The sequence below is a fragment of the Streptomyces jumonjinensis genome, assembly GCF_009600885.1.
Taxonomy (GTDB): domain Bacteria; phylum Actinomycetota; class Actinomycetes; order Streptomycetales; family Streptomycetaceae; genus Streptomyces; species Streptomyces jumonjinensis.
Map to the genome: position 1 here is coordinate 12,378 of NZ_VCLA01000151.1, position 22,288 is coordinate 34,665.

General features: G+C 71.6%; 17 protein-coding genes and 1 pseudogene. 11 read left to right on the forward strand and 7 right to left on the reverse strand.

Going from position 1 to position 22,288, the window contains the following annotated elements; genetic code table 11:
* Positions 1–2: 2 nt before the first annotated feature.
* The 5 genes from FF041_RS19370 to FF041_RS19390 all read left to right on the forward strand — a co-directional run bounded on the left by FF041_RS19370 (position 3) and on the right by FF041_RS19390 (position 5,198).
* On the forward strand, positions 3–1,343 hold the full coding sequence (locus FF041_RS19370) for a sulfate adenylyltransferase subunit 1 (protein ID WP_153523981.1): 1,341 nt from the start codon (positions 3–5) through the stop codon (positions 1,341–1,343).
* 203 nt (positions 1,344–1,546) lie between these two features.
* On the forward strand, positions 1,547–2,656 hold the full coding sequence (locus FF041_RS19375) for an aliphatic sulfonate ABC transporter substrate-binding protein (RefSeq protein ID WP_323392171.1): 1,110 nt from the start codon (positions 1,547–1,549) through the stop codon (positions 2,654–2,656).
* A 33-nt stretch (positions 2,657–2,689) separates the two neighbouring features.
* Positions 2,690–3,484, forward strand: coding sequence for an ABC transporter ATP-binding protein (locus tag FF041_RS19380; RefSeq protein WP_153483665.1), 795 nt, complete (start codon positions 2,690–2,692; stop codon positions 3,482–3,484).
* A complete protein-coding gene (locus tag FF041_RS19385) occupies positions 3,471–4,364 on the forward strand; it encodes an ABC transporter permease (protein ID WP_153523982.1) in 894 nt (297 codons plus the stop codon). The genes FF041_RS19380 and FF041_RS19385 overlap by 14 nt, the downstream gene beginning before the upstream one ends.
* An 84-nt stretch (positions 4,365–4,448) precedes the next feature.
* Positions 4,449–5,198 carry a sirohydrochlorin chelatase gene (locus FF041_RS19390; protein ID WP_153523983.1) on the forward strand — a complete coding sequence of 250 codons (750 nt, stop codon included), beginning with the start codon at positions 4,449–4,451 and terminating at the stop codon, positions 5,196–5,198.
* Between the two features lie 33 nt (positions 5,199–5,231).
* On the opposite strand, the gene FF041_RS40085 is transcribed toward FF041_RS19390, so the two are convergent.
* A complete protein-coding gene (locus FF041_RS40085) occupies positions 5,232–6,182 on the reverse strand; it encodes an Lrp/AsnC family transcriptional regulator (protein WP_323392174.1) in 951 nt (316 codons plus the stop codon).
* 132 nt (positions 6,183–6,314) lie between these two features.
* Here FF041_RS40085 and FF041_RS19400 point away from each other — a divergent pair, with 132 nt between their 5' ends.
* Together FF041_RS19400 and FF041_RS19405 are read left to right on the forward strand one after the other, a co-directional pair.
* Positions 6,315–7,328 (forward strand): isopenicillin N synthase family dioxygenase, encoded by a 1,014-nt coding sequence (locus FF041_RS19400; protein ID WP_153523985.1) that lies wholly within the window; start codon positions 6,315–6,317, stop codon positions 7,326–7,328.
* Positions 7,329–7,452: 124 nt separating this feature from the next.
* Complete coding sequence (locus tag FF041_RS19405) at positions 7,453–7,641, forward strand: DUF4236 domain-containing protein (RefSeq protein ID WP_153483661.1); 189 nt, start codon at positions 7,453–7,455, stop codon at positions 7,639–7,641.
* Positions 7,642–7,734: 93 nt separating this feature from the next.
* Here the strand turns inward: FF041_RS19405 and mgt are convergent.
* The 4 genes and pseudogenes from mgt to FF041_RS19425 all read right to left on the reverse strand — a co-directional run bounded on the left by mgt (position 7,735) and on the right by FF041_RS19425 (position 12,136).
* Positions 7,735–8,995 (reverse strand): annotated as a pseudogene (gene mgt / locus FF041_RS19410) (macrolide-inactivating glycosyltransferase).
* Positions 8,996–9,012: 17 nt separating this feature from the next.
* Positions 9,013–10,326 (reverse strand): ABC transporter substrate-binding protein, encoded by a 1,314-nt coding sequence (locus FF041_RS19415; protein WP_153524028.1) that lies wholly within the window; start codon positions 10,324–10,326, stop codon positions 9,013–9,015.
* Complete coding sequence (locus tag FF041_RS19420) at positions 10,326–11,159, reverse strand: carbohydrate ABC transporter permease (RefSeq protein ID WP_323392204.1); 834 nt, start codon at positions 11,157–11,159, stop codon at positions 10,326–10,328. Before FF041_RS19420 ends, FF041_RS19415 begins: the two co-directional genes overlap by 1 nt.
* A complete protein-coding gene (locus FF041_RS19425) occupies positions 11,159–12,136 on the reverse strand; it encodes a carbohydrate ABC transporter permease (RefSeq protein WP_153523987.1) in 978 nt (325 codons plus the stop codon). Before FF041_RS19425 ends, FF041_RS19420 begins: the two co-directional genes overlap by 1 nt.
* A gap of 151 nt (positions 12,137–12,287) precedes the next feature.
* Between FF041_RS19425 and FF041_RS19430 the strand changes: the two genes are divergently transcribed.
* Both FF041_RS19430 and FF041_RS19435 read left to right on the forward strand, forming a co-directional pair.
* A complete protein-coding gene (locus FF041_RS19430; protein ID WP_153523988.1) occupies positions 12,288–13,136 on the forward strand; it encodes a phosphotransferase enzyme family protein in 849 nt (282 codons plus the stop codon).
* Positions 13,137–13,502: 366 nt separating this feature from the next.
* Positions 13,503–15,023, forward strand: a complete 1,521-nt coding sequence (locus tag FF041_RS19435; RefSeq protein WP_153524029.1) for an alpha/beta hydrolase — start codon at positions 13,503–13,505, stop codon at positions 15,021–15,023.
* Positions 15,024–15,207: 184 nt separating this feature from the next.
* Here the strand turns inward: FF041_RS19435 and FF041_RS19440 are convergent, their stop codons facing one another.
* Both FF041_RS19440 and FF041_RS19445 read right to left on the reverse strand, forming a co-directional pair.
* Positions 15,208–15,930: a 3'-5' exonuclease gene (locus FF041_RS19440; RefSeq protein WP_153523989.1), complete on the reverse strand. Its 723-nt coding sequence runs from the start codon at positions 15,928–15,930 to the stop codon at positions 15,208–15,210.
* Positions 15,931–16,085: 155 nt separating this feature from the next.
* Positions 16,086–17,318: an SAV2148 family HEPN domain-containing protein gene (locus FF041_RS19445; RefSeq protein ID WP_323371688.1), complete on the reverse strand. Its 1,233-nt coding sequence runs from the start codon at positions 17,316–17,318 to the stop codon at positions 16,086–16,088.
* Positions 17,319–17,634: 316 nt separating this feature from the next.
* Between FF041_RS19445 and glgX the strand changes: the two genes are divergently transcribed.
* Positions 17,635–19,755, forward strand: a complete 2,121-nt coding sequence (gene glgX, locus FF041_RS19450) for a glycogen debranching protein GlgX (RefSeq protein WP_153523990.1) — start codon at positions 17,635–17,637, stop codon at positions 19,753–19,755.
* Between the two features lie 195 nt (positions 19,756–19,950).
* Positions 19,951–22,281 (forward strand): malto-oligosyltrehalose synthase, encoded by a 2,331-nt coding sequence (treY, locus tag FF041_RS19455; protein ID WP_153523991.1) that lies wholly within the window; start codon positions 19,951–19,953, stop codon positions 22,279–22,281.
* Positions 22,282–22,288 lie beyond the last annotated feature (7 nt).

Here is a 22,288-nt window from a genome sequence, read left to right on the forward strand (position 1 = left end):
CCATGACGACCGCCACCGATCATCTCTCCGCCACCACCCTGCTGCGTTTCGCGACCGCGGGCTCCGTCGACGACGGCAAGTCCACCCTGGTGGGGCGGCTGCTGCACGACTCCAAGTCGGTGCTGACCGACCAGCTGGAGGCGGTGGAGCACGCCTCCCGCTCCCGGGGCCAGGAAGCGCCCGATCTGGCGCTGCTCACCGACGGTCTGCGGGCCGAGCGGGAGCAGGGCATCACCATCGACGTGGCCTACCGCTACTTCGCCACCGCGCGGCGGCGGTTCATCCTCGCCGACACCCCCGGGCATGTGCAGTACACCCGGAACATGGTCACCGGGGCCTCCACGGCCGAGCTCGCGGTGGTCCTGGTCGACGCGCGGAACGGGGTCGTGGAGCAGACCCGCCGCCATGCCGCCGTCGCCGCCCTGCTGCGGGTGCCGCATGTGGTCCTCGCGGTCAACAAGATGGACCTGGTCGGCTATGCCGAGCCCGTCTTCGCGGAGATCGCCGAGGAGTTCACCACCTACGCCCTGGAGCTGGGCGTGCCCGAGATCACCGCCATCCCGATCTCCGCGCTCGCCGGGGACAATGTGGTGGAGCCCTCCGCCCATATGGACTGGTACGGCGGGCCGACGGTGCTGGAGCATCTGGAGACCGTGCCGGTCGCCCATGACCTCACCGGCTGCCACGCCCGGTTCCCGGTGCAGTACGTCATCCGCCCGCAGACCGCCGAGCACCCCGACTACCGGGGGTACGCGGGCCAGATCGCGGCGGGCACCTTCCGCACCGGCGAGGCGGTGACGGTGCTGCCGTCCGGCCGTACGTCGAAGATCGCCGGGATCGATCTGCTCGGCGAGGCGGTGGACATCGCCTGGACCCCGCAGTCGGTCACCCTGCTGCTGGAGGACGACATCGACGTCTCGCGCGGCGATCTGATCGTGCCGAGCACCGATGTCCCGGCGACCGCCCAGGACATCGAGGCCACGGTCTGCCATGTCGCCGACCAGCCGCTCACCGTGGGCCAGCGGGTGCTGCTGAAGCACACCACCCGGACCGTCAAGGCGATCGTCCGGGACATCCCCTCCCGGCTCACCCTCGACGACCTCTCCCAGCACCCGGCCCCCGGACTGCTGGTCGCCAATGACATCGGCCTGGTGACGCTGCGCACCGCCGAGCCGCTCGCCCTCGACTCGTACGCCGAGTCCCGGCGCACCGGCTCGTTCCTTCTGATCGACCCGGCCGACGGCACCACGCTGGCGGCCGGCATGGCGGGAGACTCGTTCGCGAGCACCGCCCGGGCCGCACAGCCGGCCGACGGCGACGACGACACAGCATGGGATTTCTGAGATGACCGATGTGTACGCGACCTTCGCGAAGGAGGGCGGCCGAGTGGGCAGCGGCACCCTCGGCGCGGGCTCGGGGGGTGTCGTGCGATGTGCGCGATAACGCCTCCCAGCCATCCGTATCAGAGACGAAGACAGAGATCCGCCGACATCCCGGCCGCGTCCGTCCGACGTGAGCGCCGGGGTTTACGAGAGGAACGCCCTCCGTGCCTGCCACCCGTACCATCCTGCGCCGCGGTATCGCAGCCGCCGCCGCTCTGCCGCTGCTGATCGGCGCGCTCGCCTCCTGCGGCTACGGCTCCGAGGCCGATGAGAGCGACAAGGCCGCACCGGCCGCCAAGGGCGAGAAGCTCTCCGCCGACACCGTGAAGCTGGGCTACTTCCCCAATCTGACCCATGCCACCGCCCTCGTCGGCGAGCAGGAGGGCATCCTCCAGAAGGAACTGGGCGGCACCCAGCTCAAGTCCACCACCTTCAACGCCGGGCCCTCCGAGATCGAGGCCCTCAACGCGGGCTCCATCGACATCGGCTTCATCGGCCCCTCGCCCGCGATCAACGGCTTCACCAAGTCCCAGGGGAAGAATCTGCGGATCGTCGCCGGTTCCGCCTCCGGCGGCGTCAAGCTGGTGGTGAACCCCAAGAAGATCAAGACGCTGGACGATCTCAAGGGCAAGAAGATCGCGACCCCGCAGCTGGGCAACACCCAGGACGTCTCGTTCCTCAACTGGATAGCCGAGAAGGGCTGGACGACCGACGCCCAGAGCGGCAAGGGCGACGTCTCCGTCGTCCGCTCCGACAACAAGATCACCCCGGACGCCTATAAGTCGGGCTCCATCGACGGCGCGTGGGTGCCGGAGCCGACCGCGTCCAAGCTGGTCGCACTGGGCGCCAAGGAGCTGCTCGACGAGTCGACGCTGTGGCCGGACGAGAAGTTCGTGATCACCCACATCATCGTGTCGCAGAAGTTCCTCAAGGAGCACCCGGACGTGGTGGAGGCCGTGGTCCGCGGCTCGGTGAAGACCAACGCCTGGATCAACGCCAACCCCGAGAAGGCGAAGGCGTCCGCCAACGCCAAGCTGAAGGCGCTCACCGGCAAGGAACTGCCCGCCGAGATCATCGACCCGGCGTGGCCCTCGATCGCGTTCACCGACGACCCGCTGGCCACCACCCTCCAGACGCAGGCCGGATACGCGGTGAAGGCCGGGCTGCTGGAGAAGCCCGACCTGAACGGCATCTACGACCTGAGCGCGCTGAACAAGGTCCTCAAGGCCGAGGGCGAGCCCGAGGTCTCCGACGCCGGTCTCGGCGTCAAGTAAATCCGCAGCCACGTTCCCCAGGAGGTGACGACCATGGCCACCCTCACCAAGGACCAGGCCGAGGACCGTACGACGACGACGGCCGGACCCGCCGCCCGTATCGAGCATGTCTCGAAGTCCTTCACGGGCCCCGCGGGCGGGCAGCTCGTCCTGGACGACATCAGCCTCGATGTCGCTCCGGGCGAGTTCGTCACCCTCCTGGGGGCCTCGGGCTGCGGAAAGTCCACTCTGCTCAATCTGGTGGCGGGCCTGGACCGGCCCTCCGCCGGCGCCATCACCACCCAGGGCCGCCCCGCGCTGATGTTCCAGGAGCACGCCCTGTTCCCCTGGCTGACGGCGGGCAAGAACATCGAGCTCGCGCTGCGGCTGCGCGGGGTCGCCAAAGCGGAGCGGCGGCCCGAGGCGGAGCGGCTGCTCGACCTGGTGCGCCTCAGCGGCGCCTACGGCAAGCGGGTGCACGAGCTCTCCGGCGGTATGCGCCAGCGGGTGGCGCTCGCCCGGGCGCTGGCCCAGGACAGCCAGCTGCTGCTGATGGACGAGCCGTTCGCCGCGCTGGACGCCATCACCCGCGATGTGCTCCATGACGAGCTGACCCGGATCTGGCGCGAGACCCGGCTGTCGGTGCTCTTCGTCACCCATAACGTCCGTGAGGCCGTGCGGCTGGCCGAGCGGGTGGTGCTGCTGTCCTCGCGCCCGGGGCGGATCGCCCGGGAGTGGACCGTCGGCATCGAACAGCCGCGCCGTATCGAGGACGCCGCCGTGGCGGAGCTGTCCATCGAGATCACCGAAGAACTGCGTGGGGAGATCCGCCGACATGGCCAGCACTGACACCGCCGCCAAGGGCGCTGAATCCGACGATCTGGCCGGTCTGGAAGCGGGGCTCGACGCGCTGGACACGGTGCAGTCCCATCGCACCCCGGTGAGCGAGGTCCTCCTCAAGAAGGTGCTGCCGCCGCTGGTCGCGGTCGCCCTGGTGGTCGCCGTATGGCAGTTCCTGGTCTGGGCGGAGGTCACCGACGAGGGCAGTCTGCCCGCACCGTCCGCGGTGTGGGACAGCGTGTCCGACCTGTGGTTGCAGGGCACCCTGCTGGAGGTCGTCTGGACCAGCGTCTCTCGCGGTCTGCTCGGCTTTCTGCTGGCGCTCGCCATCGGCACTCCGCTGGGGCTGCTGGTCGCCCGGGTGAAGTTCGTCCGGGCCGCGATCGGGCCCATCCTCTCCGGTCTCCAGTCGCTGCCCTCGGTGGCCTGGGTGCCGCCCGCGGTCATCTGGCTCGGGCTGAACAACCAGATGATGTACGCCGTGATCCTGCTGGGCGCGGTGCCCTCCATCGCCAACGGGCTGGTCTCCGGGGTCGACCAGGTGCCGCCGCTCTTTCTGCGGGCGGGCCGCACCCTGGGCGCCACGGGGCTGAAGGGCACCTGGCACATCGTGATGCCGGCGGCGCTCCCCGGCTATGTGGCGGGGCTCAAACAGGGCTGGGCGTTCTCCTGGCGGTCGCTGATGGCCGCCGAGATCATCGCGTCCTCGCCCGATCTGGGCCTGGGGCTCGGCCAGTTGCTGGAGAACGGGCGGAACAACTCCGATATGCCCGGGGTGTTCCTGGCCATCCTGCTGATCCTGACCGTCGGCATCGCCATCGATCTGCTGCTCTTCAGCCCGCTGGAGCGAGCGGTGCTGCGGGGCCGGGGACTGCTGGTCAAGAGCTGACCCCACCCTGGCCCCGCGGCCTCTGCCCCCTGGCCCCCGGCCCCCGGCCCCCGGAAACGACGCGAACAGAGCTGAGTGACGATCATGCGCAGTCCCGTCCTACTCGTCATCGCCCACGGCAGCCGTGATCCACGGCACGCGGCCACCGTGCACGCCCTGGTGCGCCGGGCCCGCTCGCTGCGGCCGGGGCTGCGGGTGGAGACGGCCTTTCTGGACTTCGACACCCCGTCCGTGCTCCAGGTCCTGGAGCGGCTCGCGGACGACGGCGGCGCAGACGACGTGATCGCGCTGCCGCTGCTGCTGACCCGGGCCTTCCACGCCAAGTCGGACATCCCCGCCGTACTGCGGGAGGCGGCGGCACGGCTGCCACGGCTGCGCATCCGGACGGCGGAGGTCCTCGGCCCCTCGCCCCTGCTGCTCGCCGCGCTGGAGCGGCGGCTGTGGGAGACGGGGCTGCGCCCGTCCGACCGAAGCTCGACGGGGCTGGTACTGGCCTCGGCGGGCTCCACCGACCCGGAGGCGATCGCGGTGATCGCAGATATAGCGCGGGAGCTGCGGCACACCGGTTGGTGCGCCGTGCGGCCCGCGTTCGCCTCCGCGGCTCTGCCGCGCACCGAGGACGCGGTGCGCTGTCTGCGGTCGGACGGCTGCGCCCGGGTGGCGGTGGCGCCTTATGTCATCGCCCCCGGCCGGCTGCCCGACCGCATCGCCGAGGGAGCGCGGGACGCCGATGTACTGGCGGACGTCCTCGGCCCGGCCCCCGAGCTGGCCCGGCTGCTCCTGGAACGGTACGACGGGGCCCGGGTACGGGAGCTCGCCGCGCTCGCCGGCTGAGCGCCGGGCCGTCCCGGCGGACGACCGGGGTCTTCAGGGGAGGGCGGGAGCGAGGCGTTTGACTTCGCGCAGCGTCGGGGCGGTCTCCATGCTCTGGATGCCCGGCAGGGCGCCGATGCGCTGGTCGATATAGCGGTACAGGTCGTCCGGGGTGCGGAAGACGCCGCTGGCGACGAGGTTGGATCTGCCGGTGGTGGCGGCGGCGAAGGCGATGTCGGGGTGGGTGGCGAGGGTCTCCCCGACGGTGCGCAGATGGGCGGGGGTCACATTCAGCCAGAGCTGGGTGGTCATGTGATAGCCGAGGAGCTGGGGGTCGAAGTCGACGGAGAGATCCAGGGCGCCTTCGGCCCGCAGACGTTCGAGGCGGCGCTGGACGCTGGACGGTGAGCGGCCGGTGGCCTTGCCCAGTTCGGGCAGGGTGGCGCGGCCGTCGCGGGCCAGCTCGGTGAAGAGGGTGCGGTCGGTGGCGTCCAGGGGCAGCGGGGCGAGCAGTGCGCCGGAATCCGCCCCAGGGAGTGCGGTCCGGAAGCGGGTGGCGTGCCAGGTGCCGGTGGCGCCCACGAAGATCCGCATCATGCAGTGGGCGCTGACCGACAGCACCTGGGGGGTGCGGGCGAGCTTGCGCAGCAGCAGGGCGTTGCGTTCGCCGGCGGTGCGGGTGCTGAGCGCGCAGTAGAGCTCGGTGCCGCCGGAGGCGAGGGTGACCCAGCTGGTGTCGGGGCGGCGGGCCAGGGAATCGGCGACGGCGCCGGCCGCATCGGGGGTGCAGGTGAGGCGCAGCAGCCAGCGGACCAGTCCGAACCGTGCGGGAACGGGCTGACCGACGATGCGCAGTCCGAGCATGCGCAGCCTGCGGTAGCGGCGGGCCACGGTGCGCTCGGAGGTCTCCAGCCGTCGCGCGACCCGGCTGAGGGGTGCGCGGCCGTCGAGCTGTAGGGCATGGAGCAGCCGCTGGTCCAGGTCGTCCAGGGTGCCGGAATCCACCGTGTCGCTCCGTCCGCCCGCCGGAATCTTGCGCTCTCCAGCGTACGGCTTGGGGGCGGAGCGAACCCGAGGGGACAGTGTGCTGGTCCGGTCCGCCGCGAGATCCGTCTCGCGCTTCCCGAGGAGAGGCCGATGCGCCATGACACCGGCGCGCAGCGTCATATCACCGTTCTGGACGGGTACGTTCCCGTCATCGATCTGTCCGCGGCCACCGGCGGCGGCCGTGCGTCGGTCGCCGCCGCCATCGGCCGCGCCTGTGCGTCCTCCGGGTTCTTCGTCGTCGTCGGGCACGGGGTACGCCAGCGTCTGATCGATCGGATGTACTCCGTCACCAGGGAGTTCTTCGAGCTGCCGGGAGCGGAGAAGGACAAGGTTCTGAGCGGACCGGGCACTTGCGGACTGAGCTACTCCGCGGGGAGTGCGGCGAAGAGCATGGGGGTGGACTCGCCCCCGGATCTCTGCGAGATCTTCAGCGCCAATCTGCCGGGGGACCGCGACGCGGAGCGGCGGCGCGGGTCCGGCGGTGACTGCGCGCCCTGGGACCGGGCCAATGTCTGGCCGGAGACACCGCTGGGCTTCCGGCCGGTCTGGCTGGCGTACATGCGGGCGATGGAGACCCTCAGCCAGGATCTGATGCGGCTGTTCGGCCTGGCCCTCGGCCTGGGCGAGGGCTTCTTCGCCGACCGGGCCGACGAACCCGTCTCGACCGTCGTCGCCAACTTCTACTACCCGCAGGCCGTCCCCCCGCTGCCCGGCCAGATGCGCAAGGGGCCGCACAGCGACTGGGGGGTCCTGACCGTCCTCCACCAGGACGACGCCGGTGGCCTTCAGGTGCGGCAGCAGGACGGCGGCTGGCGTGATGTCCCGTCCGTCCCCGGGAGTTTCGTCATCAACATCGGCGACATGATGGAGTTCTGGACGGGTGGCCACTGGGTGTCGACCCTGCACCGGGTGGTGAACCCGGTGGAAGGGCACACCGGCTCCCGGCTCTCCATCCCCTTCTTCCACATGCCCAATCACGACGCGCCGATCGACCCGGTCCCCGCGCTCGGCCGGACCGGCGGCGCCGGGGCACCGGACACACCCGGGGAGCGGATGACACCGGGACGCTGGTACGCGGAGAAGATGGCCGCCACCTACTCCTGAGCGCCGAAGCCCGGCCGCGGAGACGGCGGCGCTGTGAGGGGTGGGTCCCGTGGTGACACGGCTGTGGCTCTACGGTGACGGATACGGGGCGCGTCCGGCGCACCATCGAGGGAAGGAGGCCGTCATGCCGTTCCACTACCACAAGCGGATCACGCTGATCCCCAAGGTGCTTCATCTCCACATCGGCCGCCACGGCTGGTCCTGGACGCTCGGCGGTCGCCGCGCGCACATCACCGGGGACCGCCATGGGAGGCGTACCACCGCGGTCCGCCTCCCGGGCGGCTTCACCTGGCGCCGGCGCTCCCGGCGCTGAGTACGCGCGGCGGGGCGGCTCCACGCGGCCGGGTCGCGGTGCCGAAGACGGTGCCGGAGCGGCGACCTCGGGGGCGTGCTCCCCGAGGAGCGCTCAGGGGCGGGCCGGGGTCCGCGACCCCAGCTCCGACTCGATCAGGTCCGCCGCCGCCCGCGTACCCCCCTCCCCGGCCATCTCCGCTCGGATCTCCTGGAGCCGCCGCGCGACCTCCGGGTCGGACACCAGTCCCAGCACCGCCTCCCGCAGTTCGTCCGCCGTCGCCGTCCCGGAGTCCATCCGGCGTGCCACGCCCTGCTCGACCAGCATGTCCGCGTTGCCGAACTGGTCCACCGCCTGCGGGACCGCGACCATCGGGGTCCCGGTGGCCAGCCCTTCCTGACTGCCGCCCGCCCCCGCGTGGGTGATGAAGGCATCGGCCTGGCGGAGGACCGACAGCTGGGGGACCCAGGAGTGGACCTCGACGTTGGCGGGCAGCGGACCCAGCTCCGCTGCGGAGACATACCGGCCGATCTGGAGCACCATGTGCCAGCCAGGCAGCTCCCCGAACGCCTTGACGCACTCCCGGTAGAAGCCGGGCTGCTTGGTGAACGCCGAGCCCAGCGACACCAGCAGAACCTTCTCCGCGCCTGCGGGCCGCTGCCACTCCCCCTGGTCGGCGCGGTCCCCCTGGCATGCGCCCACGAAGGTGAAGACCGAGGAGTCCACCCGGTCCGCCTGGGGCTGGAGCGCCCGGGGAATCAGCACCAGGGCCTTGCGGGGACTGCTCACCAGACGGTCCGGGTGGACATGGGCGAGCCCGTGGTCCTCCAGCCAGCCCTGGAAGCGCGCGTAGTACGCCTTGCCGCGCTCGGACTGCTTGAGCTCGGCGAACATGGGTTCGGCGACCTCCTCCGCGTACCCCTCCCAGGGGACGAGATTGGGCCAGAGCGAGATCGCGGGCACCCCCCACCGGTGGGCGAGCACGGGTGCCGGATAGGAGGTGATGTCATGGAGGACCAGATCGGGCTCGTCCCCCGCGAAGGCCGCCGCCAGCTGCGGCAGCACATGGATCGCGTCCCGGAGGAACGGCTCGATGTTGTCGATCAGCTCGGTGCCCCATGCGTCCGGGTCCTCCTCCGTGGGGAGCACGGAGTCGTAGACGACCGGTGTCGCGCCGGTGGCGGCGACCCGCTCGGCGAACGCTCCGGGGATGGCATAGCTGACCCGGTGGCCGCGCGCCACGAGCTCGCGGATGACGTCGAGGCTCGGGTTCACATGCCCGGGGGCGGCGATGGAGAACATGGCGATATGAGCGGGCTGTGGTTCGGTCATAGCGGAGACGGTAAGCGAGACGGTACGTATCGTGCAATTTGATTAGTTCGGCGCCGGGCCTCAGCGCTGATAGCGGGAGAGCACCAGATTTCCGTCCTTCACCAGCCGTTTCTCCAGCTCCGCGCGGTCGATCGCACCGCTGTAGTACTCCTGGTACGCGGGGGTCGCCACCTTGTCCTTCCACTCCGGGTACCCCCGGACCGACTGAGCCGGAGCCGATCGCAGCTCACCGGCGAGGGCCGCGCCGGTCGCCCAGCCGTCCTTCTCCTCGCGCAGGGAGGGGTCCGCGAGCGCCCGGACGCCGGTCGGCAGCATCCAGTCGCCCTTCGCCAGCCGCACCATGTTCCGGGGGCTCAGCAGAAAGTCGATGAACCGCGCCGCCTCCTTCCGATGGGGGCTGTCCGCCGCGATGGAGAGCGTCTGCGGGCTCACCCCCTGCACCGGCCCCCCGGCCCCCGCGGGCGCGGGCAGCACCATCCACTCGAAGCCCTCGGGCGCCTGTTGCGCTATCTGCTGACGGTAGGAGAACCCCAGCGGCACCATCGCGTACTTGCCGCCGAAGAACCCGGGCAGCGCGTCCGAGCCCCCGGCCCCCAGGGTGGAGGGGGAGGCGGTGCGATCGAAGTTGACCTGGTCGTGGATGGTCTCGGGCACCACGGCGTCCCCTTCGGTGAACCGGATGGACACCTTTCCGTCGCCGCCCCGGTGGAAGAGCCGGCCCCCGGCCGAGAGCCCCAGATTCAGGGTGACGGAGACCGGTTCCCGCAGCGGCCAGGCCACCGCGTACTTCCCCTTGCCCATCGCCGCCGTCAGCTCCTTCGCCACCGCGCGGAACTCCTCCCAGCTCCAGGGCCGGGCGGGGGTGGGGATGCGCACCCCGGACGATTCGACGATCTTCCTGTTGGCGATCAGCACCCGGGGCTCCTGGAGAAAGGGCACCCCGTAGACGCCCTCGCCGAAGGTCGCCGTCCGCCAGCTGTGGGCGGGGATGTCGGAGGTGAGCCGCTCGGAGAGGAGTCCGCGCAGATCGGCGAGACGGCCGCCGTAGGCGAAGTCCGCGAGATCGTCGGCCGCGTCATGGATGACGTCGGGGGCCTCGCCGCCCTCGAACGAGGTCAGCAGCTGGTCGTGGACGCTGTCCCAGCTGCCCTGGACATAGTCGACCCGGATGCCGGGATTGCGTTCGTTCCACTCCCGTACCAGCTCCTTGTTGGCGTCGACGGACTCCTTCTGCCAGGCCAGCGACTGAAAACGGAGCCGGATCCCGCCGCCGGACCGCTCCCCGCCGTCGCCGTCGCCGTCACCGGAGCAGCCGGTGAGCAGCAGGGCCAGCACGGCCGTCACCGTCAGCAGACGTACGGATCTCCCGCCCATCACGCCTTCACCGCCCCGGCCGCCATGCCGCCCGTGATCCGTCTCTGGATGAGCGCGAAGACGACCAGCGAGGGGAGGGTCGCGAGGAAGGCCGCGGCGGCGAGCGGTCCGAGGTCTGCGACGCCCTCCGCGCCGAGGAAGTGGGTCAGCACCACCGGCAGGGTCTGTTTCTCCGGGGTCTTGAGCAGGACCAGCGCGAAGAAGAACTCGTTCCACGCGGTGATGAAGGCGAAGAGCGCCGTGGCCGCGATGCCGGGGGCGAGCAGCGGGGCGACGACCGACAGCAGGGTGCGGACCCTGCCCGCGCCGTCGACCGCCGCCGCCTCCTCCAGTTCGCCCGGCACGGCCCGTACGTACCCCGCCAGCATCCAGAGCGCGAAGGGCAGCGACCAGACCACGTACACCAGGACCAGACCGGAGAGGGAGTTGATCATCCGCAGATTTCTGAGCACCAGGAAGAGCGGAATGATCACGAGTACGAAGGGGAACGCCTGGCTGACCACCACCCAGCCGGTGGCGGCGGTGGTGAGCCTGGTGCGGTGGCGGGCCATGACGTACGCCATCGGGGTGGCGATCGCCACACAGATCAGCGCCGCGCCGGCCGCGGCGGCCAGGCTGTTGCCCGCGGCCTGGAGCAGGGGCTGCTCGTCGAACGCCTGGCGGAAGTTGGCGAGGGTGGGGTCCCGGGGAATCCAGGTGGGGTGGAGCGAGCCGAGCTCCCGGGCCGGTTTGAAGGCGGTGGAGATCAGCCACAGAAAGGGGAAGGCGAGGAAGACGAGATAGCCCAGAAGGGCGAGGTACTGTCCGGCGCGGCCGGCCCTGCTGGTGCGGATCACCGCTCATCGCCTCCTTTGAGCCGCCCCACGAGATAGAGCGCGAGCATGACGGAGATCACCGCGACCATCACACAGCTCATCGCGGCGGCGTAGCCGAACTGCCCGTAGCGGAACGCCTCCTCATAGGCGAAGAGCATCGGCAGCCGGGTGCGTCCGCCGGGTCCGCCGCCGGTGAGCACATAGACCAGGGCGAAGGAATTGACGTTCCAGATGAAATTGAGCGCGGTGATGGCGAGGACGACGGGCCTGATGGCGGGCCAGGTGACGGTGCGAAACCGCCGCCAGGGGCCCGCGCCGTCGAGGGCGGCGGCCTCATGGAGTTCGTGCGGGGTGTTCTGCAGGCCCGCGAGCAGGGCGACCGTGGTGGTGGGCAGTCCGGCCCAGATGCCCACGACGATCACGGCGGGCAGCGCGGTGGCGAGTCCGGTGAGCCAGTCGCGGCCCTCGCCGAGGCCGAGATCGCGCAGCGTCTCGTTGAGGATGCCCGCGTCGGGGTTGTAGACCAGCCGCCACATGATGCCGACGACCACCTCGGGCATGGCCCAGGGGATGATCGCCAGGGCGCGGGCGAGCCAGCGCAGCCGTAACTTCTGGTCGAGGAGGAGGGCGAGGCCGAGGGCGAGCGCGAACTGCGGGACGGTGACGCCCACGGCCCACACCAGACCGATGCCGAACGAGTCCCAGAAGAGGGTGTCCTGCGCCAGGTCGCGGAAGTTGAGGGCGCCGATCCACTGGGTGGGTTCGGTGCGGCCGGCCTGGGAGTCGGTGAAGGCCAGGGAGACGCCGTAGACCAGCGGTCCCACGCTGAGGATCAGAATGGGGATCAGCGCGGGGAGGACGAGAAACCAGGCGCCATGGTCCAGCGGCTTCCCGGGGGGTCCGCCGCGTCCTCTTCCCCGGCGGCGGGCCCGGCCTTCGCCCGGCGGCCTCTCCGGCTGGTTTCCGGAGGGTGGGGCCACGGTCGTCGATGTCATGATTCGACTCCTTTGGGCCGGTTCCTTCCGGTCTGGCCGCCCGAGCGGCCTCCGTCATCGTGCTGACGGGTCGTCGGCCCGTCAAGGAGGCCGTCATGGGGATGCGAGACTTTGGCCTGTTTGAACGGATGAGAGCGGGAGAGGGTCGGCGATGGACGAGGCACGGGCACGGGAGGTGCTGGCCGCGGCGGGCTTCACCGGCGCGGAGCTGCTGGCGCTCGGCGAGAACGCGGTCTTCGCGGCGGGCTCCACGGTGGTGAAGGTGGGCCGCTCCGCCGAGCTGCTGGCACGGGCCGAGCGGGAGGTGGCCGTCGGGGTGTGGCTGGCGGAGGCCGGAGTCCCGGCGGTCCGCCCGGCCGAGCGGGCGGCCCGGCTGGTCGACGGGCACCCGGTGACCGTATGGCACCGGCTGCCGGACGCGGTACGGCCCGCGCGCGCCGCCGATCTGGCGGAGCTGCTGCGGCTGGTGCACGCGCTGCCCGCGCCCGGGTTCGTGCTGCCCGGCAGGGAGCTGCTGGGCGGGGTGGAGCGATGGCTGCGGCTGGCGGGGGACGCGATCGACCCGGCGGACGCGGAGTATCTGCGGGCACGCCGCGACGGCTTCGCCGAGGCGGCGGCGGCGCTGACCCCGCACCTCACTCCGGGGCCGGTCCATGGGGACGCGCTGCCCCGGAACGTCCACATCGGGCCGGACGGTCCGGTGCTGGTGGATCTGGAGACCTTCTCGGCCGATCTGCGGGAGCACGATCTGGTGGTGCTGGCGCTCTCCCGGGACCGGTACGGGCTGGCGCCCGAGGAGTACGACTCCTTCACGGCCGTCTACGGGTGGGATGTGCGGGAGTGGGAGGGGTGCGCCGTGCTGCGGGGCGCGCGGGAGACCGCGAGCTGTGCGTGGGTGGCGCAGCACGCGCCGGCGAACCCCCGGGCGAGGGAGGAGTTCTCCCGCCGGGTGGCCTCGCTCCGGGAGAACCGTCCCGAGGTCCGCTGGCACCCGTTCTAGGGAGCGGAAGGCGGGAGGCCCTGGGGCCACGGGACGCACAGGAGCGCCTGAGGCACGGGAGGCCCTGAGTCACGGGCAGCACGGGCAGCCTTGAGGCACGGGAACCACGGAAAGCGGCAGGGAGCGGAGAGGTCCGGTGGGTACCGGGCGTCCGGGCTCCCTGCCGTCGCCGCGTACGGAACCCCGACACCATGGGGCGTCTGGCCTGAATCCGCTCCCACCGCAGAGGGATCGACTTTCTGCCCGTACTACCGGGGGTCGAGAATTCCATCACCGCTGCGGATGATTCGCCGAGCCGGTCGGGCGGCCAGGCTCAGCCTGCGACGAACAACGACCGGAAGGATCTCCGTGCACTTAAGACGACGCATGGCCCCCCTGCTCGCGATGAGCGTGATGGCGACGCTCGCCCCCGCTCTCGCCGCCGCCCCCGCTGCTGCCGCGGGCCCGCTGGACGGCTACACCCGGCAGAAGCCGGAGTGGCAGCGGTGCGCTCCCGACCAGCCCGCCTCCTTCCAGTGCGCGACGATCGAGGTCCCGCTGGACTACCGGCGGCCCGGCGGCACGAGCGTCGACATCGCGATATCCCGGATCAAGGCGACGGACGACGACAAGCGGCGCGGTGTGCTGCTCTTCAATCCGGGCGGTCCCGGTGTACCGGGTCTCGACATGCCGCTGTCGATGACACAGTCGCTGCCCCGGTCCGTGCGGAACAGGTACGACCTCATCGGGTTCGACCCCCGGGGCGTGGCCAAGAGCACCCCTGTCACCTGCGGCTCGACGCCCGAGGAACAGCAGTTGCCGCGCCCGTACAAGAAGGAGAGCTTCGCCGGGGACGTCGAGTGGGCCCGCACGGTCGCCGACAAGTGCCGGGCGAAGTACGGGGACTCGCTCCAGCACTTCACCACCCGTAACACCGCACGGGACATGGACGTCATCCGGGCCGTGCTGGGCGAGAAGAAGATCAATTACCTCGGGTACTCGTACGGCACCTATCTGGGGGCCGTGTACACCCAGCTGTTCCCCCGGCGTTCCGGCCGAATGGTGCTGGACAGCGCCGTGGACCCCGGGATCGTCTGGCGCGGGATGATCCAGTCATGGGCCCATGGAGCCGAGCCCGCGTTCAAGCGGTGGGCGAAGTGGGCCGCGGCACGCCATGAGACCTATGGGCTCGGCGACACCCCGGCCGAGGTCGGCAAGGCGTTCTACGACATCGTCGCCCAGGCCGACCGCGAGCCCGTCACCGTCGGCACGACCCCGCTCAACGGCGATCAGCTGCGGGAACGCATGCGCCCCCGGTTCTTCTCCCTCAAGGGCGCGAGCGACTGGGTCGTGCATCTGAAGAACGCCGCGGCCGGGAAGCCGACCCCCGAGCTCGAATGGTTCCAGGGCACCGACGCCGAACTCTCCGCGTTCCTGGCCATCGCCTGCGGTGATGCGAACTGGCCGAAGAACCCGGAGACGTACCGCAAGGACGCGATCCGCGACAAGGCCCGCTATCCGCTGTACGGGGACGCCGCGTCCAACATCATGCCCTGTGCCTTCTGGGACAGGAACGCCGAGCGCGCGACCGAGGTGGACAACCCGGTGGGCGCGCTGATCGTGCAGGCCGAGTGGGACTCGCAGACCCCGCTCACCGGCGGAGTCGCCATGCACCGGGCGATGAAGGGCTCCCGGATGATCACGGTCGACGAGGCGGAGACCCACGCCCTCTACGGGCGCGGGATCAGTGACTGCGCGGACAGGCTCATCACGTCGTATCTGGCGGCCGGCGGGCTCCCCGCGGGGAATACGACCTGCGCGGTGAACCCGGCCCCGACGACCCCGGAGCGCGCCGAATCGCCGGGGCTGCCCACACCGAAGGCGTTCTTCTCCGCCCCCGGCCGCTGACCCCCGGTCCATCCGGTCCGGACTCCGCCCCACCGAGACCCGGCCACCCGGTCCGGGACCGGGCTCTCCGGCCTCCGGCCACCTGGCCGGGCCCGGACCCGGGCCCCATGCCACCACCGGACCGGCCGTCCGGCGGCGGCCCCGCTCCGGGACGCCCCTCCGCCCACCCGGGCGGAGGGGCCTCTCAAGCCCCCACCGGAGCCGGTTCGCGCATCGGCCAGGAGGCGTCCACCACCGCTTCCGCATTGCCCTTCCGCCGCAGAAACGCCTGGAAGTCCGCGGCCCACTCCGCATACCAGCGCACCTGGCTCTCATGCAGCCGCGCGGGATCCAGCGCGGCGACCGAGGCATGGCGGCCGGCCACCGCCCGCGCCACCCGCACCGCCGCCAGGGCGTCCGCCGTCGCGTCATGCGCGCTCTCCAGCGCCACCCCGTACTCCGCGCAGACCGCCTCCAGGGTGCGCTTGCCCTTGCGGTAGCGGTCCACGGCCCGGTCTATCGTGTACGGATCGATCACGGGCCCTATCGGGCGGCCCGCCAGCCGGGCGCTCAGCGACGGCAGCCCATACCGCCGCAGCTCCGCCGAGAGCAGCGTCAGATCGAACGCCGCGTTGTACGCCACCACCGGGACGCCGTCCTCCCAGTGACCGGTCAGCGTCCGCGCGATCTCCTCGGCCACCTCCCGCGCCGGGCGGCCCTCGGCCGCCGCCCGCTCACTGCTGATGCCGTGGATCGCCGACGCCTGCGCGGGAATGCGGACCCCCGGGTCCGCGAGCCACACCCGCCGCTCCACCGGATCGTCCGCGCTCACCCGGACGACCGCGGCCGTCACGATCCGCGCCTCCAGCGGATCCGTCCCCGTCGTCTCCAGATCGAAACCGACCAGCGGCTCACCGTGCCACGCCATGGCGGACCCCTCCTTCGTGGTGCTCTCCCCATCGGCACTCACCCTCCCATGGGCCACTGACAATCCCCGCGAAGGGGCCGGGAGCCGCCCAGGCCCCCGGCGGTGAGCGCCCAGGAGACCGGCCGGGAGCCGCCCAGGCCCCCGGCGGTGAGCGCTCAGGAGACCGGCCGGGAGTCGGCCCACTCCGACTCGAACTCCTCGCGGTACGTCTGGAACAGCCCGTGCTCCCCCTCGCTGCCCGCGCGCACCACCGAACGGCCGCCGCCCCGCAGCACCAGCACCGGCGCCTCCATGCCCCGGGCCCTGCGCAGATAGGTCTGCACCACGGCGAGACCGTCCGGTCCGTCCCCGTCGACCAGATACGCCGTGAAGCGCGGCGTCTCGTCGAAGACATGGATCTCGAAGGCGCCGGGGTCCCGCAGCCGGGCCCGCACCCGGCGCATATGGAGGATGTTCATCTCCACCGTCCGGCTCAACTCGCCCTTTCTGATGCCCAGTTCGCGCTCGCGCCGCTTGACCGCGCTGCTGGCCGGGTTGAGGAAGAGCAGCCGCACCCGGCAGCCCGACTCGGCGAGCCTGACCAGCCGGCGCCCGGAGAAATTCTGCACCAGGAGATTCAGACCTATGCCGATCGCGTCGACCCGGCGTGCCCCGCCGAAGAGGTCCTCGGCGGGCAGCTGACGCTGGAGCCGCACCCGGTCGGGATGGACGGAGACCACATCGGCGTAGCGGTCGCCGACCAGGTCCTCGACCGCGTCGACCGGGAGCCGGTCGGCGGACGGCACCCCCGCGCCACTGCCCAGTATGTCCAGCAGCCGGGCCGAGGCGCGCTCCGCCTGGGCGAGCACCGCCTCGTTCAGGGCGCGGTTGCGGGAGACCACATTGCGGGTGACCTCCAGCTCGTCCAGCGCCAGCTCCACATCGCGCCGGTCGTCGAAGTACGGCTCGAAGCACGGCCAGTGCTGCACCATCAGCTCACGCAGCTGGGGCAGGGTGAGAAAGGAGAGGACGTTGTCGTCGGCGGGGTCCAGCAGATAGCCCTTGCGGCGCGAGACCTCCCGTACCGCGACCGCGCGCTGCACCCACTCCTGGCCGGCCGGGCCCGCCGCGGCGACCACCCAGTCGTCGCCGTGGACCGGCTCGTAGATCGGCCGCAGCACCGCGGCGACCACCGCGCGCAGCCGCTGCTCCACCAGATTCAGCCAGATGTAGGCACGCCCCGCGCGCTGCGCACGGGTGCGCACCTCGCTCCAGGCGTCCGCGTCCCAGTCCAGTTCCGCCCCGATCTCCATCGGCCTGGCGAGGGAGACCGCACCGGGCGGGACATCACCGGAGTCCCCGTCATGACCCGTGTCACCGGGGGGTAGCTCCAGCCCTCCCGAGCTCACCCGCGCACCGCCTTCCCGTCCCCCACCCAACGATCAAGGAAGACTACTCCGCCAGCGGGACGCGGTGCAGCCGGATGGACGGGGTCCTTTCCCAACTCCCTTTCCCTCCCGATACGTTCCCATGGGCCCCGTACGGCGGAGTGAGCTGATTCATAGCGGCGCCGGGGCCGCCGACGACCGGGAGGGACGGAACGAACGCGATGTTGACCGCGTCGTCCCCGGCCGCCGGAGGCGGGCCGCGATACCTTCGGAAGGATCCGGCCCTCGCGTCCCTCATGTCCCCCAGCACCCGGATCGGAACGGTGAGCGTGCTTTCATGCAGGTATGGCCGGGAGAGGCGTATCCCCTCGGCGCCGCCTTCGACGGCGCGGGAACCAATTTCGCGGTGTTCTCCGAGGCCGCGCGCCGTATCGAACTGTGTCTGCTGCACGACGACGGCTCGGAGACGGCGGTCGAGCTGCGCGAGACCGACGCCGCCGTCCGGCACGCTTATCTGCCGGGGGTGATGCCGGGCCAGCGGTACGGCATCAGAGTGCACGGCCCGTACGCGCCGGAGCGCGGGGCCCGCTGCAACTCCGCCAAGCTTCTCCTCGATCCCTACGCTCGTGCGATAAGCGGTACGGTCGACTGGGGTGAGTCGGTGTACGGCTATCACTTCGGCCGCCCGGACTCGCGCAATGACCTGGACTCCGCCCGGCACACCATGGCCTCGGTCGTGGTCGATCCGTACTTCGACTGGGGCGACGACCGCTCTCCCCGTACGGACTACCACCGCACGGTGATCTACGAGGCCCATGTGAAGGGCCTGACCATGCTCCATCCGGAGCTCCCCCCGGAGCTGCGCGGCAGCTACGCCGGGCTCGCGCACCCCGCGGTGATCGGGCATCTGACGGAGCTGGGCGTCACCACGCTGGAGTTAATGCCCGTGCACCAGTTCGTCCACGACCACCGGCTGGTGGACGCCGGACTGAGCAACTACTGGGGCTACAACACCATCGGCTTCTTCGCCCCGCACAACGCCTATGCCTCCTGGGGCGACCGCGGCGAACAGGTGCGGGAGTTCAAGCACGCGGTACGGGAGCTGCACCGGGCCGGCATCGAGGTCATCCTCGACGTCGTCTACAACCACACCGCCGAGGGGAACCATCTGGGACCGACCCTCTCCTTCCGGGGCCTGGACAACGCCGCCTACTACCGGCTCGCCGAGGACCGCCGCCACTACACGGACACCACGGGCACCGGGAACTCCCTGCTGATGCGGAGCCCCCAGGTGCTTCAGCTGATCATGGACTCGCTGCGGTACTGGGTGACCGAGATGCATGTCGACGGCTTCCGCTTCGATCTCGCGGCGACCCTCGCCCGGCAGTTCCACGAGGTGGACCGGCTCTCGTCGTTCTTCGATCTGGTGCAGCAGGACCCGGTGGTCAGCCAGGTGAAGCTGATCGCCGAGCCCTGGGATCTGGGCGAGGGCGGCTATCAGGTGGGCAATTTCCCGCCGCTGTGGACCGAGTGGAACGGCAAGTACCGCGACACCGTCAGGGATCTGTGGCGCGGTGAGCCGCGCACGCTCGCCGAGTTCGCCTCCCGGCTGACCGGATCGTCGGATCTCTACCAGGGCGAGGGGCGGCGGCCCCTCGCCTCCATCAACTTCGCCACCTGCCACGACGGCTTCACCCTGCGCGATCTGGTGTCGTACGACGACAAGCACAACGAAGCCAACGGCGAGGACAACCAGGACGGCGAGAGCCATAACCGGTCGTGGAACTGCGGGACCGAGGGCGAGAGCGACGACCCCGCGGTGCTGCGGCTGCGCGAGCGCCAGACGCGGAACCTCATCGCGACCCTGATGCTGTCGCAGGGGGTGCCGATGCTCAGCCACGGCGATGAGTTCGGACGTACCCAGGGCGGCAACAACAACGCGTACTGCCAGGACAACGAGATCTCCTGGGTGCGCTGGCCGGAGCCGGGATCGGACGCGGAGGGGACGCTGCTCGCGTTCACCCGGGCGATGGTGCGGCTCCGGCGCGACCATCCCGTCTTCCGCCGGCGGCGCTTCCTCCACGGCCGCCCGGTCGACGGCGCCCGGGACGGTCTGACCGATGTCGCCTGGTTCACTCCCCAGGGGAAAGAGATGACCCAGCGGGACTGGCAGGCGGCCCGCCCCGGGGCGCTGTCGGTCTTTCTCCACGGGCACGCCATCTCGGAGCCGGGGCCGAGGGGGGAGCGGATCAGCGACGACTCCTTCCTCCTGATGTTCAACGCGGGGGCCGCTGATCTGGACTTCACGGTTCCGGCGTGCCACGGCAGCCGGTGGCGGGTGGTGGTGGACACGGCCCTGGCGGCGGGCGTCCCGCCCGGCGCGGGCCCCTGGGCCACGGCCGGGGAGCGGGTGCCGCTGGTGGGGCGGAGTCTGGTGGTGCTGCGCCGGCCCTCCTGAAGCGGGCGCCGGCGGGTCCGGGCCCAAGGGGGCGGGGCTCCAGCCCGGCGGGTCCATGGCCCGGTGGCAGGGCTCCAGCCCGGGGGCTCCGGGGCCCAAAGGCGCGGCTTCAGACCCGGGGCGGAGACCCGATCGGCGGACACCGATGGGCGGCGCGATGACGCACCGCGGCCCAGGGCGGGTACGTACGCAGACATGAAGCCCACCGCCACCTACCGGATCCAGCTCCAGCCCGGCTTCCCCTTCGCGTCGGCCGCCGCCGCCGTGCCCTATCTCGCCGGGCTCGGCGTCTCCCATCTGCATCTGTCCCCCGTACTGGAGGCGGTGCCGGGGTCGGTGCACGGCTACGACGTCACCGACCCCACCCGGGTACGGGAGGAGCTGGGCGGCGAGCAGGGGCTGCGGGAGCTCGCCCGGACCGCGCGCGAGCACGGCATGGGGCTGGTCCTGGACATCGTGCCGAACCACATGGCCGCCGTGCCCCGCTACAACCGCGCCCTGTGGGAGGTGCTGCGCCAGGGCCCCGCGTCCCCGTACGCCCGCTGGTTCGACATCGACTGGGAGGCGGGCGGCGGCAGACTGCTGCTTCCGGTGCTCGCCGGCCGGATCGCGGACGAGATGGGCGCGATGCGGGTCGAGGGAGACGTACTGCGCTACGGGGAGGAGCGCTTCCCGCTGCGGGAGTCGACCGCCGCGCTGCCGCTGCCGGAGCTCCTCGACGCGCAGTGGTACCGGCTCGGCTGGTGGCGGCTCGCCCGGACCGAGCTCGCCTACCGGCGCTTCTTCACCGTCTCGGAGCTGATCGGGGTACGGGTGGAGCTCCCGGAGGTCTTCGACGCCACCCATGCCAAGATCCTCGAACTGGTCCGGGACGGGGTGGCCGAAGGAGTGCGCGTCGATCACCCGGACGGGCTCGCCGACCCGGAGGCGTATCTGCGGCGGCTGGACGGAGCGCTCGGCGGCGACTGCTGGACCGTCGTGGAGAAGGTCCTCACCGGCGACGAGCGGCTGCCGCCGGGATGGCCGGTGGCCGGGACGACCGGATACGACGCGCTCCACCGCATCGACGGCCTCTTCACCGACCCGGCCGGACACCGTGAACTCGTCCACCATTACCGCGAGTTCGCCGGGGCGCCCGGGGACCGGGGCGGCTACTGGGAAGCCACCGTCCGCCGGGCCGCCCACCACGTGGTCACCCATGATCTGGCCGCGGAGATCGCCGCGCTCACCCGGCTCGCCGAACGGGTGAGCGCCGGGGACCTCGCACTGCGCGACCACGCCCCCTGGGCGCTGCGGACGGCGATCCGGGAGCTGCTGGTGCGGGTGCCGGTGTACCGGCCGTACCGCATCGGGGGCGATGAGGTGCTCACCGTCCGGGCCGCCGCGGGCGCGAAGGCGGCGTTCACGGTCGCGGAGGAGGCCACGGCGGTCGACATGGTGCGCGATCTGGCGCTGGGCCGGCTCGGCGAGAGCCCGTCGCGCGACGCCTTCCGCGCCCGGTTCGCCCAGACGGCGTCCGCGCTGCGCGCCAAATCCGTCGAGGACCTGGCCTTCTACCGGTATACGCCGCTGATCAGCGCGAACGAGGTCGGCGGCGACCCGGGACGGCCTGCGGTCGACCCCGAGGAGTTCCATGCGTACGGCGAGCTGCGAGCCCGTGACTGGCCCACCGCGGGCACCGTGCTGACCACCCATGACACCAAGCGGAGCGCGGATGTCCGGGCCCGGATCGCGGTGCTCTCCGAATGCCCGGACCGGTGGGCGGATTTCCTGGCCCGGGTCAGCGGCGAGACGGCCCGGCTGGAGGGCGGCCGGGCGCCGGATCCGCAGCTCGCGTGGGTGGCGTGGCAGACCGCCGTGGGCTTCGGCTTCCCCTACGGCGACCGGCTGCGGGACGCGCTGCTCAAAGGGGTGCGCGAGGCGGGGCTGCACACCGCCTGGACGGAGCCGGACCAGTCGTACGAGAAGGCCGTCGCCGGCTTTGTGGCCGCGGGGCCCGCCGGGGCGGCGCTGCACTCGGTGGCGGCGTTCGCCAAGGAGCTGGCGCCCTACGCACGGGCCAACGCGCTGGGCGCGGCGCTGCTCCAGCTGACGATGCCGGGGGTGCCGGATCTCTACCAGGGTACGGAGCGGGAGTATCTCGCCCTGGTCGATCCGGACAACCGGCGGCCGTTCGAGCAGGGCCCGCCGGACGAGCGGACGGCGCTGACCCGGGCGGCGCTGCGACTGCGCCGGGAGCGGCCGGAGGTCTTCGGCGACTCGGGGACCTATGTGCCGCTGCGGGCGTCCGGCCCGGCGGCGGCGCACTGTGTGGCGTTCTGCCGTACGGGGGAGGTGGTGGCGGCCGTGACCCGGCTGTCGCTGGGGCTTGAGCGGGCCGGGGGGTGGCGGGAGACGGAGCTCTCGCTGCCCCCGGGCCGCTGGGCGGATCTCCTCGACGAGGGGGCCGAACCGGCGGGCGGCGGCCCGGTGCCGGTGGCGCGGCTGTTCGCGGCACGGCCGGTGGCGCTGCTGGGGCGGCTGTAGAGGTGCG

Coding starts and splice junctions, on each gene's coding strand:
- FF041_RS19440 (WP_153523989.1), bottom strand. CDS start 15,930: ATGGCGTGGCACGGTGAGCCGCTGGTCGGTTTCGATCTGGAGACGACG.
- FF041_RS19415 (WP_153524028.1), bottom strand. CDS start 10,326: ATGGGCGGGAGATCCGTACGTCTGCTGACGGTGACGGCCGTGCTGGCC.
- FF041_RS19405 (WP_153483661.1), top strand. CDS start 7,453: ATGCCGTTCCACTACCACAAGCGGATCACGCTGATCCCCAAGGTGCTT.
- FF041_RS19385 (WP_153523982.1), top strand. CDS start 3,471: ATGGCCAGCACTGACACCGCCGCCAAGGGCGCTGAATCCGACGATCTG.
- FF041_RS19390 (WP_153523983.1), top strand. CDS start 4,449: ATGCGCAGTCCCGTCCTACTCGTCATCGCCCACGGCAGCCGTGATCCA.
- FF041_RS19370 (WP_153523981.1), top strand. CDS start 3: ATGACGACCGCCACCGATCATCTCTCCGCCACCACCCTGCTGCGTTTC.
- FF041_RS19425 (WP_153523987.1), bottom strand. CDS start 12,136: ATGACATCGACGACCGTGGCCCCACCCTCCGGAAACCAGCCGGAGAGG.
- treY (WP_153523991.1), top strand. CDS start 19,951: ATGAAGCCCACCGCCACCTACCGGATCCAGCTCCAGCCCGGCTTCCCC.
- FF041_RS19435 (WP_153524029.1), top strand. CDS start 13,503: ATGGCCCCCCTGCTCGCGATGAGCGTGATGGCGACGCTCGCCCCCGCT.
- FF041_RS19380 (WP_153483665.1), top strand. CDS start 2,690: ATGGCCACCCTCACCAAGGACCAGGCCGAGGACCGTACGACGACGACG.
- FF041_RS19400 (WP_153523985.1), top strand. CDS start 6,315: ATGCGCCATGACACCGGCGCGCAGCGTCATATCACCGTTCTGGACGGG.
- glgX (WP_153523990.1), top strand. CDS start 17,635: ATGCAGGTATGGCCGGGAGAGGCGTATCCCCTCGGCGCCGCCTTCGAC.
- FF041_RS19430 (WP_153523988.1), top strand. CDS start 12,288: ATGGACGAGGCACGGGCACGGGAGGTGCTGGCCGCGGCGGGCTTCACC.